Annotated in this window: 16 protein-coding genes and 1 pseudogene; 11 read left to right on the forward strand and 6 right to left on the reverse strand. The window is 60.0% G+C overall.

What is annotated here, in order from left to right; genetic code table 11:
* Positions 1–109: 109 nt before the first annotated feature.
* The 10 genes and pseudogenes from HB777_12965 (at position 110) to HB777_13010 (ending at position 12,162) form a co-directional block, all read left to right on the forward strand.
* Positions 110–5,296 carry an AAA family ATPase gene (locus HB777_12965; protein ID QND64702.1) on the forward strand — a complete coding sequence of 1,729 codons (5,187 nt, stop codon included), beginning with the start codon at positions 110–112 and terminating at the stop codon, positions 5,294–5,296.
* A gap of 720 nt (positions 5,297–6,016) precedes the next feature.
* Positions 6,017–6,403, forward strand: coding sequence for a 4'-phosphopantetheinyl transferase superfamily protein (locus HB777_12970; protein ID QND64703.1), 387 nt, complete (start codon positions 6,017–6,019; stop codon positions 6,401–6,403).
* Positions 6,404–6,473: 70 nt separating this feature from the next.
* Positions 6,474–6,836, forward strand: coding sequence for a hypothetical protein (locus tag HB777_12975; GenBank protein QND64704.1), 363 nt, complete (start codon positions 6,474–6,476; stop codon positions 6,834–6,836).
* Between the two features lie 9 nt (positions 6,837–6,845).
* On the forward strand, positions 6,846–7,202 hold the full coding sequence (locus HB777_12980; GenBank protein ID QND64705.1) for a helix-turn-helix transcriptional regulator: 357 nt from the start codon (positions 6,846–6,848) through the stop codon (positions 7,200–7,202).
* A complete protein-coding gene (locus tag HB777_12985; protein ID QND64706.1) occupies positions 7,195–8,214 on the forward strand; it encodes an ImmA/IrrE family metallo-endopeptidase in 1,020 nt (339 codons plus the stop codon). Before HB777_12980 ends, HB777_12985 begins: the two co-directional genes overlap by 8 nt.
* Before the next feature lie 119 nt (positions 8,215–8,333).
* On the forward strand, positions 8,334–8,864 hold the full coding sequence (locus tag HB777_12990; protein QND64707.1) for a C1 family peptidase: 531 nt from the start codon (positions 8,334–8,336) through the stop codon (positions 8,862–8,864).
* Complete coding sequence (locus HB777_12995) at positions 8,861–9,679, forward strand: hypothetical protein (GenBank protein ID QND64708.1); 819 nt, start codon at positions 8,861–8,863, stop codon at positions 9,677–9,679. Before HB777_12990 ends, HB777_12995 begins: the two co-directional genes overlap by 4 nt.
* A complete protein-coding gene (locus HB777_13000; protein QND64709.1) occupies positions 9,676–10,257 on the forward strand; it encodes a hypothetical protein in 582 nt (193 codons plus the stop codon). The genes HB777_12995 and HB777_13000 overlap by 4 nt, the downstream gene beginning before the upstream one ends.
* Positions 10,258–10,259: 2 nt before the next feature.
* Positions 10,260–11,084, forward strand: a complete 825-nt coding sequence (locus HB777_13005; GenBank protein ID QND64710.1) for a deoxycytidine triphosphate deaminase — start codon at positions 10,260–10,262, stop codon at positions 11,082–11,084.
* Between the two features lie 78 nt (positions 11,085–11,162).
* A pseudogene (locus HB777_13010) lies at positions 11,163–12,162 on the forward strand (hypothetical protein).
* A gap of 186 nt (positions 12,163–12,348) precedes the next feature.
* Here the strand turns inward: HB777_13010 and HB777_13015 are convergent.
* Complete coding sequence (locus HB777_13015) at positions 12,349–12,594, reverse strand: helix-turn-helix domain-containing protein (protein ID QND68768.1); 246 nt, start codon at positions 12,592–12,594, stop codon at positions 12,349–12,351.
* A 279-nt stretch (positions 12,595–12,873) separates the two neighbouring features.
* Positions 12,874–13,110, reverse strand: coding sequence for a helix-turn-helix domain-containing protein (locus HB777_13020; GenBank protein ID QND64711.1), 237 nt, complete (start codon positions 13,108–13,110; stop codon positions 12,874–12,876).
* Positions 13,111–13,276: 166 nt separating this feature from the next.
* Between HB777_13020 and HB777_13025 the strand changes: the two genes are divergently transcribed.
* A complete protein-coding gene (locus HB777_13025; GenBank protein ID QND64712.1) occupies positions 13,277–13,789 on the forward strand; it encodes a helix-turn-helix transcriptional regulator in 513 nt (170 codons plus the stop codon).
* Positions 13,790–13,805: 16 nt separating this feature from the next.
* On the opposite strand, the gene HB777_13030 is transcribed toward HB777_13025, so the two are convergent.
* From HB777_13030 to HB777_13045, 4 genes are all read right to left on the reverse strand, one after another.
* A complete protein-coding gene (locus HB777_13030; GenBank protein QND64713.1) occupies positions 13,806–15,059 on the reverse strand; it encodes a CapA family protein in 1,254 nt (417 codons plus the stop codon).
* A gap of 74 nt (positions 15,060–15,133) precedes the next feature.
* Positions 15,134–15,982, reverse strand: a complete 849-nt coding sequence (locus HB777_13035) for a transporter substrate-binding domain-containing protein (GenBank protein QND64714.1) — start codon at positions 15,980–15,982, stop codon at positions 15,134–15,136.
* 51 nt (positions 15,983–16,033) lie between these two features.
* The gene (locus HB777_13040; GenBank protein QND64715.1) at positions 16,034–16,783 is read right to left on the reverse strand and encodes an ABC transporter permease subunit; all 750 of its coding nucleotides are present in this window, start codon (positions 16,781–16,783) and stop codon (positions 16,034–16,036) included.
* 13 nt (positions 16,784–16,796) lie between these two features.
* Positions 16,797–17,456, reverse strand: a complete 660-nt coding sequence (locus HB777_13045; protein QND64716.1) for an ABC transporter permease subunit — start codon at positions 17,454–17,456, stop codon at positions 16,797–16,799.
* Positions 17,457–17,619: the final 163 nt, after the last annotated feature.

Raw genomic sequence — 17,619 nt, forward strand, 5'->3', positions numbered from 1 at the left:
AGCTGGCATGTGTGCGCCGGAATGCGAATGGCCGCTTCGCGCCTCATCTCAGCCATTCTCACCTGTTTTCAACAAAGCCAGAACCTGCCGATCGTTCAGGAGCAAAGTGTTGTTTCCACTTGATCGGAAGGAAGACTCCCTGCAAATCATCTCAATGATGGAACAGGAGTCCAGCTCCGAAATCGCGCGTGGTTCGAGCCCGGCATCGCGGGGGCCTGCAGGTGCATATATCGAAGGTGAGCTCGGCGCGCTCTATCTGCTCGCGCTGCTGACGGGCAATCGGGCACCGGGCTTGCCCGACGCCCGGGCCGTCAGCGTTCGGTTCCAAGGCACGGAGCAAGGGTTCAAGCTCGATGACCTGATAGTCTCGGGCGCGGGATCGGCGGGCGACTTCATCCTCGAAATCCAGTCGAAGCGGGATATCACCTTCTCGCCTGGCGATACCGTCTATCAGGATGTCGCGTCGCAAATCGCGCGGAGCGTGGTGGGTTCTGTCCCGGAAGACCGGCACTTTCTCGGTATCGCGACTCAGCGGACCAGCCGCAAGATTTCTGGCGCCTATCAGGATGTTCTCAAATGGGCGCGAACTGCGGATAGCGCGACAGCGTTCTTCAACCGCATGAACGCCATCGGCGTTGCGAGCAAGGACATGCGCGAGTTCGTCGCGACGACGAGAAAGCATTTGATCGTGGGCGGCGTTGCTGACGATGACCAGTCGATCTGGTCGCTTTTGCGGCGAATGCTCATCCTCGAGTTCGATTTCGAAGCGACGGTGCCGATCGCCCGGGCCTATGGTCAGGCGCTCGCGCGCGCAGCGCTGGCGGACGAGGATGTCGACCGCGCAGAGGCGCTGTGGAGCCGGCTGACCGACCTGTCGATCAAGACCGGGACCACTGGCGGTAAAATCGATCGAGATAGCCTCAGGGCTGATCTCTCCGCGGCTGGCTTCCGGCTTGCCGGCGACCGCGATTATGGGCCTGCGCGCGCAAGGCTCGCCGAGCTTGCGCAGAATACGCTTGCCCATATCGGGACGAGCGTGGCGGGTGTGACCTTGCCGCGATTAGAAGCTATCGCTGCCGTCGACGATGCATCCGAATCGCATCGGTTCATTGAAATCCTTGGGAACAGCGGTGTCGGCAAATCCGGGGTTCTTCGGGATATCGCCGAACGCATGGCGCGCCAGGCGCCGATTATCGTGCTCGACCGCGACGCGACGCCGGCAGGCGGCTGGCTGTCGTTTTCCAACGCGCTCGGCATCCCGGGTTCGGCGGTCGAGTTCCTGACCGATCTGGCTGCGAGCGGCGGCCCGACGCTCTTCATCGACGGCATCGACATGTTCGATGATCGTGGGCGCCAGCGCACGATCATCGAGCTCATGCGGGCGGCGAGCGCGATCCCCGGCTTCACGGTAATCGCAACCATGCGCACGGTCGGACATGGCGATGTCGAATCCTGGCTCGACGAAGGGATAGTTGCCGTCCTGGGCGGCGCGCACCGAGTAAGCGTCGGGTCCCTGTCGGAAGATGAAGTCGAGATACTAGTCGATCAGGCACCCGACCTCCGGTTGCTGCTCGACCCCAAGCATCCCGCCGCCGGTCTTGCTCGTAATCTCTATCGGCTATCCCGGCTTTTGACGGTCCCTAGCGCGACCGAGGTTCGCACCGAAGCGGCAATGGCTGACCTGTGGTGGAAGAGAGCGGACGGCACGCCTGCTCCCGAGGTGCGCGCAGCGCAGCGGTTGTTGGCCGCACTCGCGGCCAGTGCCTTGAAGGGAGAAAGCGGCATCGATCTGACCGAGGATTCTGCTGCTCGGTCGCATCTGGTCGGGACGCTCACGCTCAAGGAAGTGCGTCGCGACCGGCTCGATTTCTATCACGACGTGCTGCGCGACTGGGCGATCGGGAACTACATCGCAGAGGATCCGAGCCGTCTGACCGAGCTCGATCTGAGTGTGCCGGTATCGCCGCGCGTTGCGCGCGGTATCGAGTTCGCCGGCCGCCTCGCGCTCGAGAAGGGGACAAGTTACAGCGCCTGGACCGATCTGCTTGCGCATCTGTCTCCGCAAGGGGCGCACGGATCATGGCGGCGCCAGGCGATCCTCGCCTTGCCGCGGTCGGAGGCCGGCCTCGAACTGCTCGAAAAGCGCAGCGCTGGTCTATTGGCGGACGATGCAGCTCTCCTTATCGAGTTGTGCAGGATAATCGCGGCGACCGAGACTGTGGCAACGGCCGACTTGATGACCACACCGGACGGGTCAAAGGTCAATCTCCCGCGATCCTATCGTACGAATATTACCGGGTCGGCAATTCTGGTTCTGCGCTGGGCAGTGGCGCATGCTGCCGAGATCCCGATGTCCGCGATCGGCGCGGTGGTCGAGCTGGTCCAGATACAGATCTATCTTCTCAAGCACCTTCGATCGTTCGCCGAGCAGACGGCCGTCATGCTTTTCGGCTGGCTGCGTCAGCTCGATGTTCGCGACGTCGAGGTGACGATTCCTGGAGAGCGAAGCCTCGGTGGGCTGGCGACCGACGCAAGGCGCAACGCGATCGAGCAGCTGCGCCTGATTGCGGTGTTGCTTGGCGAATTCGCGCCCGATCAGCTGAAGGCTTATTTAGGGGAAGTCGGCGGCGAGCGAGACAGCTACAAGGTCAAGGCGATCCAGCCGTTTTCCAAGGTGATCGCGCCGGTTGCGCCGGCCGAGCTTACGGACCTCATACTGTCGAGCCTCATTGACAAGAGGGAGCGGCGCGGCCGTCGTGACCGCTCGATGCAGCGAGCCTTCACCTTCGCCGACAGCGACTATCTGCCGGCCTCGCCAGCGCAGCCGCCATTCCTCGATCTGTTGGAGTCCGGCGCGACCGAAGGGTTGAGACTGATTCGAACGCTGGTTGCGGAAGCGATCGCGTTCAACACCGACGGGCGTGCGCTGGAAGACGACGGCTTCACCGTCGATCTCGGCCATGGCCCGCGCTTCTTTCCCTGGACTTCGAGCTACTTGTGGTCTCGCGACCAGTGCAACGAATATTCCGCGGCCTCCGGACTGAAGGCCCTCGAGGCGTGGAGCCAGCAGCGCCTCGACGACGGCGTACCCGTCTATGAAGTGCTCACCGACATCCTTGGACCCGAGGGCAGCTGTGCGGCCTATCTGCTCGTCGCGGTCGACGTGCTGCTGTCGCATTTCGATGTCGGTCGTGATGCTCTCGCGCCGTTTGTCGCAGCCCCTGAGCTGCTGGCTGCCGACCGCGCCCGGCAGACCCATGATCACATCGGGTCGGGGATCGATTTCCCAATAGGGAAGGAACCTGATGGAAAGGCCAAACTTGCCGACTTGAAAGCCCGCCCGTCACGGGGCGCGTCGTTGTTTGATATCGTGCCCCACTATATGGGCGACGATACCATAGCGAACCGTCTGCGTGAGCAGCTGGGCGCCGCAATCGAGACCCTGGAGCCCTATGAACCCTATTCGAACTGGAGCGATGCGCGATTCATCGCACGCTGTGCCAACAACATGCTTCAGCGGTCGAACTGGACAGACATCGGGGAGGGGAAGCTAGCCTATCGGCCGCCGGCGGATGAGGCCGCCCATCTTGCAGCGATGGAGAAGTACCGGGGCGAGTTCCTCCGATCGACCGAAATCGAGGCGCGCATCAGTCTGGCTATGGGTGGAGAAGGCGAACATGCCACCGCCTCAACGGCACACGATGCGGTCGAATATGCAGAGGGCGAGCTCCCCGACGACAGTGATACCGATGCTCTCAAATCGCGCTCTACGCGGCTGATCGCGACTGCTTTGCTGGTGGCGCGCGATGGGGATGACGCGTTGCTCACGACGCACGAGATGTGGGTCCGTCAAGTTGTCGCGACCGCGTTGGAAGAGCAGTCCGATCGCTTCGGTGGTTCGCAGAATATGCTGCGCTTCAATCGCCCGGCGATCGCGACGCTTGCGCTGATCCATCTCTGGGCGCGCAAGGGGAGCAACGCGGATCGAGATGCGCTGATCCGGCTCGCGGCGCGCCAGGACCGCCCCGCAGCGCCGGCCGTTTCCGCCGGCCTCGCGCGGATCCTCAAGATCGAGCCCAGGCTCCTCAAGGCGGCGATGCGCGTAGCCTTTGGAAGCATGACCCGGCGCTGGAAGAGTTATGAGGAGGAGGACGAGGCCGATCATGCGCGTTGCGAAGCGAAGCGAGCCGCGGCCATAGATTCAGCCGTCGCGGCCGAGGTCGCCTGGCTGGATAGCGGTGCCGAACCTGCATGGCCGACATGGCCAAAGGAGCGTCCACATCTGCGCCGCGGCTCGCGCATCCGCGCTCCTGGGCCAGCAACACCGGTAGAGGTCAAGGAAGACGAGGCGATCGAGACCGTCTACGTTGACAGTGCGGCTGCGGCGCAGTGGCTAGCGATAATCCGGGCCGCACCCAAAAGATCGATCGGGTGGCGGCAGGAAGTGGTAGCGGCCTATGCCGACTGGACCGCGCGGATGAACGGGTGGGGGCTGTCGGTTGATATCGAGATCGACCGCGATCCCCACGACTGGAACCTGCATTATTATGCGCTGTTCGCCGAGCGGCTGCTCGACGGCACGCCTGCGTCGTTCGATACCGATCTGAAGCTCGTGACCGAATTGCCGGACGATCCCTTCGGTGAGGTCGCACAGACGGTCATGCACGAGGCCGACGCGCTCTATTTCAATGATCCCCAGCGTCCCGCTTTTCGGCCTGTTGATCTGCGGGCCAAGCTGGTGAAGCGAGTGATCGCGCTCAAGCGGTGGAAATATGCCGACGATCCTGCAAGCTCGCGGATCGACATGAATAGTGGCGGCATTATCGCGAAGATGCTCCTCAATACCCACGATCCATTCAACGGAACGTATAGCTATATCCCGCCAGCACTCTTCGACCGCGTCGACCCGTTGCTACCCACAATCCGACCCTTGTTGCCAGGCGGTCCCACGGCGTTCGTGGCGCTTTGCACTATGAAGCTGCTCCTCGTTGCGCCGCAAGCGCGGCACCTCGACTTTGTCCTTGATGCCGTGGAGGCGTGGTTCGACCGTACCCGCACCGCCGGCCTGTGGATCACCACCGGCCTCGGCGGTCGCGTCGTGCGCTGGTTCGGCGCCGCGTTCGCCGAGCAGCCAGACCTACTGATCCCGGCGCATCCCGCGCGGGGCCGGATCGACCGCGCGCTGGGCAATCTGACCGGAGTCGGCGTCGCTGAGGCGCACGAGCTGGAGCTGCGAGTCGAAGCGGCGGCCAGCGACACGCAGGCATCGGTCGTGCATCCGGATGGGGGAAGCTGAGAGGTTGATGCTACGCTACCGGCGCGGAAGGCGAACGCGGCATGGGGATGTGGACAAAGCCAGCCGATTCCTCGCGTGAGTCGCGCGGGGTCGTCATCGCTCCGTATTCGGCCCAGCGGTTCATTGCCTCATGTCGATCGGTGAGCCGACCCCAGTCGAATCCCAAATGCGGACATCCGAGCATACAAGCGAGGCGGCAAGTTCGTCCATCACCATTGCCCAGATCTCCTGACGCCACCTTGATATGCGCAATAGGCCGAACAGCGACGAGAGTTGGTCGAAGGCATTAGTGGCATTCGGACGTCGTCACCGTAGCGATATAACTAAGCCTCATTGCGTGCTAGATCATAACCATTGCTTTGAAGGAGGCGAGCAAGTGACAGCCAGTAAACGTTCGAGGTGCGTCGTCATCCCGAACAATTTCGACTTGGCGTGCAAAACCGAAAGCACGCAGTTCCTGATGGCCTTGAATGCCCGCGCCGCCAAGCGGCGGCCGCTCTACAAGATGACCAAGTGGTTGTGGCGTCGGACATCGGTGAGTTCAAGGCTATTGACAGTGTCGACTTTAACGAGGCTGCCTTCGTCGTGATGACAACCGATCAAGCACGCGAACTGGCTCACATGTCGCCTACGACGTATTCTAAGTTGCCGCCGAAGACTTCGAGGTCGACGAGCCTTGCCGAATTCTATCACGCCCTTTGAACCGCAGAGGCCCAGACTATGAAGATCATGGGACTGGGCAGTGACCTTGTGAGTGTCGGACGGATACGGCACTCATTGGAGCACCTGGGTCGGCCTTGGGCGAACAAAATCCTTGGGCCAGCCGAGCTGGACAGAGCACCGTCTTGGGACAACGCAGAATACGTGGCTACGCTGTTCGCCGCCAAAGAAGCATGCTCGAAGGCCCTAGGGACCGGTATGACCGGGGGCGTGCAATGGACATGCATCGAAATCGAACTGCCGGGGACGGCGCGCCTTTCGAAAGGCGCCCTGCGTCGTATGAACGCTATCGCTGGTAGAGGTCGGCAAGGCCTTATGATTATTGACACTTTTTGCAAGGACGGCGTGGCCGGCGCGACCGCAATCTTCTTTGCGGTCGCTCGCTGACTTCGACAAGAGTTGACTTTTCTAACGCAGAAGCCATATATATGTTCGATTTTCGAACACGAGGTATGCCATGGACGTGACCATCGATGATCTCGGGAAGACCTTCGACGCTAAGAAGCCGGAGCTTCTTGAGCGTCTTAAGCAGTGGTTCGACAACGAAACCACTTCGATCGACGACCTTATCTCTACATCCGCTCCGAGTGGCACTGGCGGGTCGGTCGTCTCGGCGAGGCCTGCGATTGATTCCAAGCGCGTTGTGGACACTACTGTGATCACGGAAGAGATCCTTGGCATTGAGTTGCCGCCGGAGATCATCAAGCCGGGTGGCTACAACGACTTCCAAGAGATGGTCGACCATTTGGTGCCGTTGCTTCGGCGGGTCTACACGAAGGATTTGAAGGTCAAGAAGCCGCTCGTGAAGGCTGCAGCGTAAGAGGATGTGATGGCAGACGAAAGGGATCGATGGCAGGAGATTGGCGAACGCCTGCGCAAAGCTCGAGAATATCAGGAACTCAAGCAGGAGGACGCCGCTGACGCGCTCGGCATACCGCGGTCGGCGATCTCGCAGATTGAGAACGGCCGGCGAAAGGTTGATGCCGTAGAACTAGCCAACTTAGCGCGGCTCTACGGACAAGCGATCGAGTACCTAACCGGAGAGGCTACACCGGAGCAGATCCCCGCGAGCGTCACGGCACTGGCGCGGGCTGCCAAGGACCTTTCTGACGCGGATCGAGAGGAGCTACTTCGCTTCGCCGAGTTCCTTCAGGCTCGACCAGTAAAGAAAACGGACAATGGCTAGATCGCCAACGTCTGCGGCAAGGCTACGGGCAGTTGCGGAAGCAAAGCGCGTTCATCGGGCTTTGGATCTAGAGAAGCGGGCCACTGAGACGGGCGGACAGGTCGACATCTTCGAGGCCGTCGTCGAACTCGATATCGCGCTGATTTTCAAGCCGCTAGATTCCGCGTTGGGTTTCTGTCTGCCTGCGCCCTTGCGCGGCATCATGGTTACGACGCAGCGCAGTTTGCACATCCAACGGTTCACAGCCGCGCACGAACTGGGGCACGTAATCCTCGAGCATAAGGGCAGCATCGACAAAGAGCAGCAAATCCTTGCTCGCGATCCCTTCTCGGGATCAAAGGGCGATATCCAGGAAATCCAGGCAGAAGCGTTCGCCGCAGAGTTCCTCCTGCCGCGCTGGCTTTATATTCACCATGCCAAAGCGCAGGAATGGGGTACTGGCCATCTCCGTAATCCGGACACGGTCTACCAGCTGTCGTTACGCATGGGCGCGAGCTACACCGCTACCTGCTGGGGCCTCGCTGGCCATCAGTTCCTAAGTCGCGCCGACGTAGAGATTCTCCGCAAGGCCAAGGTGACTCAGCTTAAGACGTCCGCAGGCAAAACATTCAAGCCAGAAAACTCCTGGGCGGACGTCTGGCGCTTCACGCGCAAAGACTCTGGCTCAAAGGTCAGCGGCAATCCCGACGATCTTCTTCGCTTCGATCTCGATGAGATGGTGGACAGCGGGTATTATTGGGATCTGAGCGACCTCGACCGCGCCGGCTACGAGGTTTTGGCGGATGAGTCGGATTTCTCCCGCGAGCCGCTTGTTTATGGTTCACCAGCCAGACGTACCGTGATCGCCAGACCGCCTGGTCGCGGCTCTGCTGAGATCCGTCTGCATGAACGTCAAGTGGCCGACAGCGAAGGTGACGATGAGGTCGACCTCCAGCTTCGGGTTGTGCTGGATGGTAAGGAAGATAAGGGCCTGTCGAGGACCGAATTGCGACGTCGAGGTATCCAGCGATGATCGCAAAAAAGGTCGACTTCCGTTCAGACTTGCCACCGGCAGGAAGGCAAGGGCGACGAACCTGCTGCCTCGCATTCGCAACTTCGAGTGCCCACCAGCACTCGCGTGGGGACGGAGGCTTGCTGTCGATCGAGTACCTATACTTCCAGTCAGTCGCCCGCTCGCCCGGCGCGGACCCTGACATGGGTGTAGCGATGGTGGCGGTTGCCTCCGCCATCCAGGATGATGGTCAGCCTTTAGAGGCGATCTGGCCCTATCAAGTGATCCAGCTGTACCCGCCTGACTGGGTGCCGCCTGACGACCTCGGTGACCTATTTCATGCGGACGCTGACGTCGGCGAACTCGAGGCCAAGGAGATTTGCGAGCAGCTGGATCAGGAACGCGTCGTCGTTTTGGGATTGGTCATCACCGACGGTTTCAGGATCCCAGACCAGGGCGGACGTATCAACGTCTCAGCAGCAGATCCGGAGCGCGGTGGTCACGCCGTGCTCGCCGTTGGATACGGGCACCACCAGAACGGCGATCTCTACGTGCTGATAAGAAACAGCTGGGGCACGGCCTGGGGACTGAAAGGCTACGCCTGGGTTTCTGAGGCTTACCTGGACGCGCAACTCTACGAAACAGCCGTCATTTCGAAGCGAGAACAATGATGCAACTGATCAAGGGCAAAAGCACTTCTGAGGTCTGGTTGGCAGCTTGCGAGTATCTGCGACCGCTGCCGGAGCATGAGGACTTCGACGTATTCCTTCACATCACCGATCCATCGCCTCTTTCCAAAGCGGACGCCAAAGTCCTGGGTGGCGTGGACGACTTCCTCGTCGGACACCGTGGGGTTTCGGTCAACACTGTAGCCGAAACGATCTTTCCGCTGCAGGACTACCTTCGAGGCGGCAAGGACGGGGTCTTCGAAACCTATCCAGAGCGGATGGCGAGGATTCACGCCGTGCGAGCCGATAGGCAGTGGGGCAATTATGCCATGCGCATCCTCCGCCAGAAGGATCGAGACGGGACCATTTATAATCCGCTGAAGGATCTTCTGAAAAAGATCCAAGGGCATGGGCAATACAAAGCCACTTTTGAGCTCGGGCTGGGCAATGCGATGGAGGTTTACGAGGCGGTTGGCGACGACATTGCCATCTACAACGGGGCGGCCGATCGCCGCCCCTTGTACGGACACCTGCCCTGCCTCATGCACCTCAGTATCAAGTTGGACCACGGAAAGGTCCGGCTAAACGCTACCTATCGCTCCCACTATTACGTCCAGCGCCTACTTGGAAATCTGATCGGCCTTGCCCGCCTGCAGTATTTCTTGGCCCACGAGGCGGGGCAAGAGATTGGCCCCCTCACCATTAATTCGACCTATGCCAAACTGGACACCGGCGATGGTGGTAGATGGAATCTAGGCGATATCGATGCGCTGCTGGCGACAAGTCGGCAGATTTACACGATTAAGGAGGCAGCATGACCACGCTTGCGGGCAAGGGTTCGTTCTCGATCGCCGATTTCGTCTACGAATTGCAGCTTGAGCAGTTGCGCCATGACGAAAGGTTTCACAAGGATGTGGTGATCCTACCCCTAGCGGAGCGAGTGAAACACATGGCGCTGCATAACGCCAAGTACGTTGCCTACTTTTTCGAGGCTGCCGATGCGGATCGCTTCGCGGCGGTTCTCACGGATGCCTTCATCATCACGCTCGCCACCGCCAACACGATCAACCAGGATCTCGGCAAGGCTGTTGCAGAAGAGTGGGCTTCGATTTCCGGTCTCGGGGAAGTGCCGATTCGCTTACCTGAGGGTCAGAGCACATTCATCCGGTCATTCGCCATTTCTACGGGACTCCTCGCGAAGGCGTGCGAGTCCTGGGACCATCTGGAAATGGCTCCATTCAACACAATGATGCGCGAAAGCAACCTAGCCTTATTCAGGCTCGTGGTTGGATACGCGGCCGGGTTGAAGCTGGATCTCGTCGAGCGCTATCGCAATCGGCTGAGGTTCATCGAACGCCGTTCGATCTTCCATCGGACCCTGGCAGAGGGGGGCTGAAGATGTTCTGGGGCAACGACGAGCTGAAGCGCCGCCTAGTCGATCTCATCAGACCCTACGAACCTAAGCTCCTGGACAGGGCCACTTATCGGCTGACGATCGGGGCGGAGATTTACGTCTCGCCCACAGGGGTCGGCACTGACACAAAGCTGAAGACAAAGAAGATTCTCAACCCTGGCGAGCACTTCCAGATCCCCGCAGGCCAGTTCGCCCTGCTGATCACCGAGGAGAGCGTCTATATACCAGAGGATGCGCTAGCGTTCATTTCGATACGAGCCCGCTACAAGTTCCAAGGGCTTGTCAACGTCTCTGGGTTCCATGTCGACCCGGGCTTTCGTGGGCGCCTGATTTTCTCGGTGTTCAACGCCGGACCGAGTTCAGTCCACCTTTTCCGTGGCGAAGATTGCTTCCACATATGGTTTGCAGACCTGCGCGATCAGACACCGATGGGCGACAAGATCGGCTACAAGGACATTCCACCTGACCTGGTGAAGCATATTGCGGACGGTATCCAGTCGCTTTCCGGCCTCGAGTTCAAGATCAACGAAACCGATAAGAGGATTTCCGATCGGCTGGTGACAGTCGAAAAGCAGCAAGCAATTATGTGGTGGCTGGGGACGCTGCTCCTCGGCATCGGCATTACCCTGACGGTCAGCCAGTTCACCAAACCGCCGCCGTCGGCTACTCCCTCGGTCACGGTCGTAACTACACCGACAGCGCCCGCTGCGTCGATGGCCCCAGCCGTGCCCGCAACACCAGCCGCAACGCCGGCAGCGCCAACAGCGGCACAACCCGCGACACCTGCAGGCCAGTCCTCAGCGCCTTAGCTGTTAGCGACGCCGTTTATTGCTTTCGTCGCGTGGCCTCAAGGTCTAGGAAGGACCGATCTTGCCACGAGCACTCGAATGGAATTTTCACCAGTCATGGACACCTATTGGCGCTTTGCCCACGAGCGCCAACAGGTTTACTTTAAGCGCCTGCAGGATCCGATCGGTCCTTGGACCAACGACCCGATTATTGGCCAGTACCGCTTCACGAATGCCTATCGCGCGGCAGATCGCGTAAGCCAGTACCTAATCCGTCACGTCCAGTACGACGATGCCCGATCGCAAAGCGTCGAGGAGCTGTTCTTCCGCACCCTGTTGTTCAAGATCTTCAACAAGATCGAAACGTGGGAGTCCCTCGAGCGTACCATCGGGCCACTGTCTTGGGCCAGCACCTCACTGGGGAAGATGTCCGATGCTCTGGACCGGATGATGGCTGGCGGCCAGACGGTTTATTCTGCGGCCTACATCATGCCGGCACCGAAATTGGGCTCGGTGAGAAAGCACGCCAACCATATCGCCTTGCTCAAGATGATGATGGAGGAAGGCTTGCCAGCCCGGGTCGCGAAGGCTCGAAGCCTCCGCGAAGTCTTTGACCTCCTTGTCCCTTACCCCGGCCTCGGGCGCTTTCTTGCGTTTCAGTACGCGATCGACCTGAACTACTCGTCCATGCTGGACTTTGACGAATCCGCCTTCGTCGTCGCTGGACCTGGCGCACTCGACGGCATCTCCAAGTGCTTCGTCGACACCGGCGGGCTGTCTGCTGAAGACATCATCTACCAGGTGACTGACAGCCAAGCTGGAGCATTCGCTCGGCTTGGGTTGCATTTTGCCGGCTTGGGCGCTCGGCCGCTGCAGCCAATCGACTGCCAAAACCTTTTTGCGAGATTTCGAAGTATGCTCGGGTAGCGCATCCCGAAGTTGCCGGCGTCTCGGGGCGAACCCGCATAAAGCAGCACTATCGCGCAAGCCTTCGAGGATCCGCCCCCCTTTCTTTCCGCCCCGATGGAAGGTCGAACTGCCGGTAGCGGAAGATAGCGTGCGTTTTGCAACGCAACTATCGCTGGCATTGTCGTCCTAGCGCTATCCTCTGAGTGGCCTATCAGCGTAGACGTTAGCTATTAGCGGTGCGAATCCAAAAACGGACAGTCCCGGCCCTTTTCGGTCGTTCAATGTCGCCTATTGCGCATGGCCACACCTGCCGCGAAGTGACCGGAAGTCGGTGTCAGATTGGGACGATCGCTCGAAGCTATGCGTTCGGCGTTCGCTATTGCCGTTTGGCCAAGCGCACGCCAGCGCCACCGCCGTTTTCCGGAATGAACTCGATGCCCGCCTTTTCAAGGGCACCACGGATCGCGTTCCGATTTGCTATGGTGATCGGAGGGACGCCATCCGCAGCTTCTGCGCGCCTGACTGTCGCCACTCCCACGCTAGCTGCATCGGCCAAATCTTCAGCGCTCCAACGTATCGACGCTCGCGCTGCTCTGATCTGGACGCCGGTAATTTCTTTCATATCATCCAATTTCAAGTTGATCTCTTATGGCTCATCTGATATGAAATCGATCACGAAAGCCTTTCTGCGGCCGAAGCTCACAGGGCAGGGCGTAAGGACTCGGCTGGGGGCGTGCGTCGGCAGTCATCCCAGTCTGACCACAACCAAGTTTCGGGGAACTCGGATCATGGGTGATTCCGACGATACCACGACTAGGCCAATCGGCTAATTTAGGGAAAGCAGTTTGGATTATCTAACCCCTTCATCTCGTGGGATCGTATGTTTCCGCCAACTGGACATTCAAGCATGAGGATCTAAGAGCCGTACACCTTCACCCTTTTGACCAGCGGACAAGAATTCGACACCCGCTTTTGTCAGAGCCGCCTCAATGGCCTGCAAAGTGCTGATCCGAGAATCTACCTTGCCATTTTCCAACCGGGCCAGCGCATTCAGCGATACAATTGCCTTGTCAGCAAGCTCCTGCTGCGACCAACCAAGCAAAGCCCGTGCGGCTCGAATCTGTCGTGGACTGACCATGAGTCCACAATCGGCAGGCAGATTTTCTTTGCCACCTATAGGGTCATTTTGCACCCTATAAGGTATATTAAATGGCGATTCGATCTGCAGATAACTTCGGTCCGAAGAGCCAGCTGCGTACGCGACAGACTCTCTATCCGACTGACTTGTGGAGGATCAAAAGGCCTTGTTGAAACCGCAACGCTCCGTCCTCCTTCGGACGGGGCCGGAGCCAAAGATCGAGAGTGACCCTCATCCCGCCGATCAGCATGTCGGCAGGCAGATTGCGACGGTTCGCGTCCAATCCGACGTCTCGCAAGGCCAGCTTGCCCGATCCATAGGCATCAGCTTCCAGCAGCTCCAGAAATACGAGAACGCGAGGAACCGCGTGAGCGCGTCGATGCTCTACGAGATCGCTACGTCGCTGGACGTCCCCGTCAGCCGCTTCTTCGACGGCCTGCCGGGAAACGATGAGACCCGCGTCGAGGCGCGGCCCCTGCCGGTCGATGAGCGCCTGGATTTCATTGCGAGCGCGGAAGGTCGGCGCCTGATCGAGGGGCTAGTGAATCTTCCGCCGCGTGTGCGCGGTCGCGTCTCGTCCCTGATCTCAGCGTTAGGAGAAGAACTGGCCCTGCTAGACACAAAGGCGGACAGCGAGACGGCCGACGAAGCCGCGCCGGCCGAACACAAGACGGCCTGACGGCCAGTCGGGCCTGTCAGCCGAATTTTCGGGCAGCGGGCACGGCGATGCGGCCGCAAGCCGAGGACACTTCGATTTCGACGCCGAACGCCCGCGAGCGGGTCGCGAATCCCTCGAGGATGTCTCGCGCCGCGCTTCCAGTGACGGCGACGGGTACCAATCTGCCCGTTGCTGATCCGAGAGACTGAGCTTCCGCGCCGATCACGACCGGCAGAAGGTCTATTTCTGCGAGGCTTCCGCCCGCATCATAGCGGCACGCGGCCACGATGCTTTGCCAGACTTCCGGTGGATCCCATTCGGTTTCGTCGGGGTGGACGTGGAAGAGGAAGTTTCCGAGGCCGTAGAAGATCGGCGAGCCATTGTAGATTTCCACGGCCTGCAGCACAGGAGCGCCGTGGCTGACGAACAGGTTCGCGCCGGCGTCGATGCACATCCGGGCGAAGGTTTGTACCCAGCGCGGCACGTCCTGCCAACCTGGTTCCCAATGATGGTGGTGCAGATAGGCAATGACGAAATCGCCTTGTGCCGCCGCGTGCCGGATGGCGGACAGATGGACACTCGCGCTTCGCTGATCGACTTCGATCAGACGGCCGAAATCGGGGGCTTGCGTGAACACGGTGCCGTAGAAATCAATCTCCTTGTCGGCCGACACCTCTACCGGGTCCTCCGGTTGCGCATAGTTGGCCAGTTCAAAGGGGGAGCTTTGCAAATGAGCGCCCAGCCTTGCCAGTCTGCGGAAATGTCCGTCCGGCACCCCCATTTTGCGAACGGTGTTCAGACGGTTGACGCCGGGCCGAGGCGGCCGGAAGGCCGTGCGGTCTTCGGCATACATGTTGGTCGGGCCAGGGCCTGCATCCATCGCGAGAAGCGCGACCTCGCGCGCGCCCATTCGGCTGCAGCCCGGTTTTCTGGCCTCCGTCTCGTCGGCTCCGATGCCGGCATGCAGGAAACCGCGCGCCTCCGCCTCCTCCAGCGTCGAGAGGATACCGCCAGCTCCGAGATCGAAGGCGTGGTTGTTTGCGAGTGCAAGCGCGTTGAAACCGATCGCCTGCAATGCGTCGAGCACTTCAGCCCTGGAATATCCGAAGTATTTGCCCTTGGTCGGCCACCCGCCGTGCTTGCCGAGGATTGTCGACTCGAAGTTGGTGAAGACGACGTCGCCTTGGCGCAGGAAGTCCACAACCGCGATGAAGCGTTCGTCTTTGACGCCACGAATGTCGTGCTTGATCAGGGATTGGCCGGTAACGACCGCGCAGAACTGGTCTTTCATGGGGCTCGCCTTGAAGGAGGGGAGGGCGCCGGCGTTCCGGCCAGCGCCACGTCAATGTCGAAGTCGGTTGCCGCCTATTGCGAGACGGCCGGTGAGATATCGCTCTTGAACCATTTCAGGCTCAGCGCCTTGATCGTTCCATCCTTGGTGGCCGCGTCGATGGCCGCGTTGAACTTGGCGAGAAGTTCGGCATCGTCCTTGCGCATGCCGGCGCCGACGCCCGGCCCCCAGAGCCCACCCTTCAGTTCGGGGCCAAAAAACACCACGTCCGAGCCGGAAGGCGTCTCCAGAAAATCCCGCCAGGTGAAATAGTCGGCGAGGCCGCCGTCGATGCGACCCGCGGCAAGATCGAGCTTCATGTTGTCCTGGCTGTCATAACTGCGAATGGTCACGACATCGCCCAGCATTTCCTTCACGACTGCTTCCGAATTCGACGAGCGCAGGGCCCCGATCGCCTTGCCGGCGAGTTTCGATCTGAGGCGTTCAATGGTCGCCTTCTCCTTGTCGCCGATGGTCGAAAGATTGACCTTCTCCTTGGTGTCGCCAGGATCGAGACCCAGGTCCTTGCGCACAACGAACTGGTTGAAGCCGGTGGCGTAGGGAACTGAGAACGCGATCTTCTGCTTGCGTTTTTCCGTGATCGCCATGCCAGACATGATCACGTCGAACTTGCCGACAAGCAGCGCCGGGATGATCCCGTCCCAATCCTGCGGAACGAAGACACATTTGATCGCGATGCGGCGGCACAGCTCCTGTCCAACATCGATATCGTAGCCGTAAAGTTGACCGTTCGCGTCGGTGCTGTCCCAGGGAGGCGAAGCACCTTCGGAGGCGATCGAAATGACGCGCTCGCTTTGCGCGCCGGCCGGGAATGCCGACATCAGGGATGCGATAGAAACAGCAATAGCTAGGGGTATGCGCATGATGCACCTCTTCGTTGGTTAAGATGGAAAGGGCCGCCAAAAACCCGCAGGTCAGGGCAGGGGCGTCGTGATCTCTGGATCAGGCAAGGCCGGTCGCAAGCGCGCTTTGCGTCGATGCACACGATTGCCGTCGGTCGAAAGCCATCGCTCCAGCAACTGGGTCGCTTTCACCGCGATCGAGGTGAGCGATAGGTAGATCGCTCCGGCGACGATGAAGATCTCGTACGGCGCGAACGTGGTCGACACCATCTGTCTCGCCATGCCCGTGATCTCGAGCAGCGTCACGGTGCTCGCCAGGGACGAACCCTTGATCATCCCCACGACCTCGTTCCCGTAGGCCGGAAGCGATATCCTGAAAGCGATCGGGAAGGTGACCAGGCGAGCGATCTGGAAGCGTTTCAAGCCGAGAGACGTGGCCGCCTCGGTGACACCCTTCGGCACCGACTGGAGACCGCGGCACAGGATCTCGGTGGTGTGTGCCGCGCTGTTCAGCGAAAATGTCAGCAGGGCGCACCAAAAGGGATCCCGCAGGATCACCCAGAAGATGCTGGCTCGCACCGCCGCGATCTGACTAAGGCCGTAGTAGAGCAGGAAGAGCTGAACTAGCATCGGCGTCCCGCGGATGACGTAGGTGTATGAAAGCACCGCGAGCGAGAGGCCGGGACGTCCAAACGCGCGCATGAAGGCCAGCGGCACGGACACAAGAAATCCGGCCGTCAGCGACAGGACCGTCAGGGTCAGTGTGAGACCAACGCCCGAAGGCAGGACAACCAGTGCGTCAAGCATCAAGCCGAGGTTCATGGGTCGCTCCCTCCTACCGGCCGAGCGCCGGATAGCGCCGCTCAGCCAGCCGGATCGACAGCAGCGTGACGGTGGTCAGCGAGAGATAGAGAGCCGAGGCCGCAAGATAGAAGGTCAACGGTGCGCGCAAGGATCCGGCCCCCACATACGCAACGCGCATGATGTCGGTCAGGCCGACGATCGAAACCAGCGCGGTATCCTTGAAGAGCGATATCCAGAGATTGCCATAGGCAGGCAGCGCCAACCGCAGCATCTGCGGTCCGATGACGAACATCCAGCGCTGCCAGGCGTTCAGCCCAAGCGACTTTGCCGCTTCGGTTTGACCCGCTGGCACTGCCGCAATCGCGCCGCGAAACACTTCGGTCGCATAACCGCTGAAAACGACCGAGAGCGCGATAACCCCTGCGGTGAATGCGTTCACCTCCACATACCGGCCGGCGATCTTGCTGGCGAGGGTCGTTCCGCCGAAGTAGATGAGCAGGATAATGAGAAGTTCTGGTACACCCCGGACCACCGTCGTGTAGGCCGTCACGACACTGTTGAGGCGCGGTTGTGCCGTGCCCTTCGAAATCGCCAGGAACAAACCAAATGCCGTACCAAGGCAGCCGCTGACAAGGGCCAAGCTTATGGTCACGATGAGTGCGACAACAAACTGAGTAGTAAAACCACCCATGGGGCGCTTTCCTCGATCCGCAATTACCGCAGGATACGCCGGCCTTTGTCACTCGGACCAAGTCGTATAACCCAAGGTTGCGAATTGTTATATTTGTAATTTGGAGTTAATTTAAGATATTGGCTAATTCTAGCGCCTGAAATTACATACTCAATCTATAATT

The sequence above is a fragment of the Mesorhizobium loti genome (genome assembly GCA_014189435.1).
In the GTDB taxonomy this organism is placed as follows: Bacteria; Pseudomonadota; Alphaproteobacteria; order Rhizobiales; family Rhizobiaceae; genus Mesorhizobium; species Mesorhizobium loti_G.

Excerpts from the sequence above, each read along its gene's own strand:
- HB777_12970 (QND64703.1), top strand. The coding sequence starts at position 6,017 with ATGAAGATCATGGGACTGGGCAGTGACCTTGTGAGTGTCGGACGGATA.
- HB777_12975 (QND64704.1), top strand. The coding sequence starts at position 6,474 with ATGGACGTGACCATCGATGATCTCGGGAAGACCTTCGACGCTAAGAAG.
- HB777_12980 (QND64705.1), top strand. The coding sequence starts at position 6,846 with ATGGCAGACGAAAGGGATCGATGGCAGGAGATTGGCGAACGCCTGCGC.
- HB777_12985 (QND64706.1), top strand. The coding sequence starts at position 7,195 with ATGGCTAGATCGCCAACGTCTGCGGCAAGGCTACGGGCAGTTGCGGAA.
- HB777_12995 (QND64708.1), top strand. The coding sequence starts at position 8,861 with ATGATGCAACTGATCAAGGGCAAAAGCACTTCTGAGGTCTGGTTGGCA.
- HB777_13000 (QND64709.1), top strand. The coding sequence starts at position 9,676 with ATGACCACGCTTGCGGGCAAGGGTTCGTTCTCGATCGCCGATTTCGTC.
- HB777_13005 (QND64710.1), top strand. The coding sequence starts at position 10,260 with ATGTTCTGGGGCAACGACGAGCTGAAGCGCCGCCTAGTCGATCTCATC.
- HB777_13015 (QND68768.1), bottom strand. The coding sequence starts at position 12,594 with ATGAAAGAAATTACCGGCGTCCAGATCAGAGCAGCGCGAGCGTCGATA.
- HB777_13020 (QND64711.1), bottom strand. The coding sequence starts at position 13,110 with ATGGTCAGTCCACGACAGATTCGAGCCGCACGGGCTTTGCTTGGTTGG.
- HB777_13030 (QND64713.1), bottom strand. The coding sequence starts at position 15,059 with ATGAAAGACCAGTTCTGCGCGGTCGTTACCGGCCAATCCCTGATCAAG.
- HB777_13035 (QND64714.1), bottom strand. The coding sequence starts at position 15,982 with ATGCGCATACCCCTAGCTATTGCTGTTTCTATCGCATCCCTGATGTCG.
- HB777_13040 (QND64715.1), bottom strand. The coding sequence starts at position 16,783 with ATGAACCTCGGCTTGATGCTTGACGCACTGGTTGTCCTGCCTTCGGGC.
- HB777_13045 (QND64716.1), bottom strand. The coding sequence starts at position 17,456 with ATGGGTGGTTTTACTACTCAGTTTGTTGTCGCACTCATCGTGACCATA.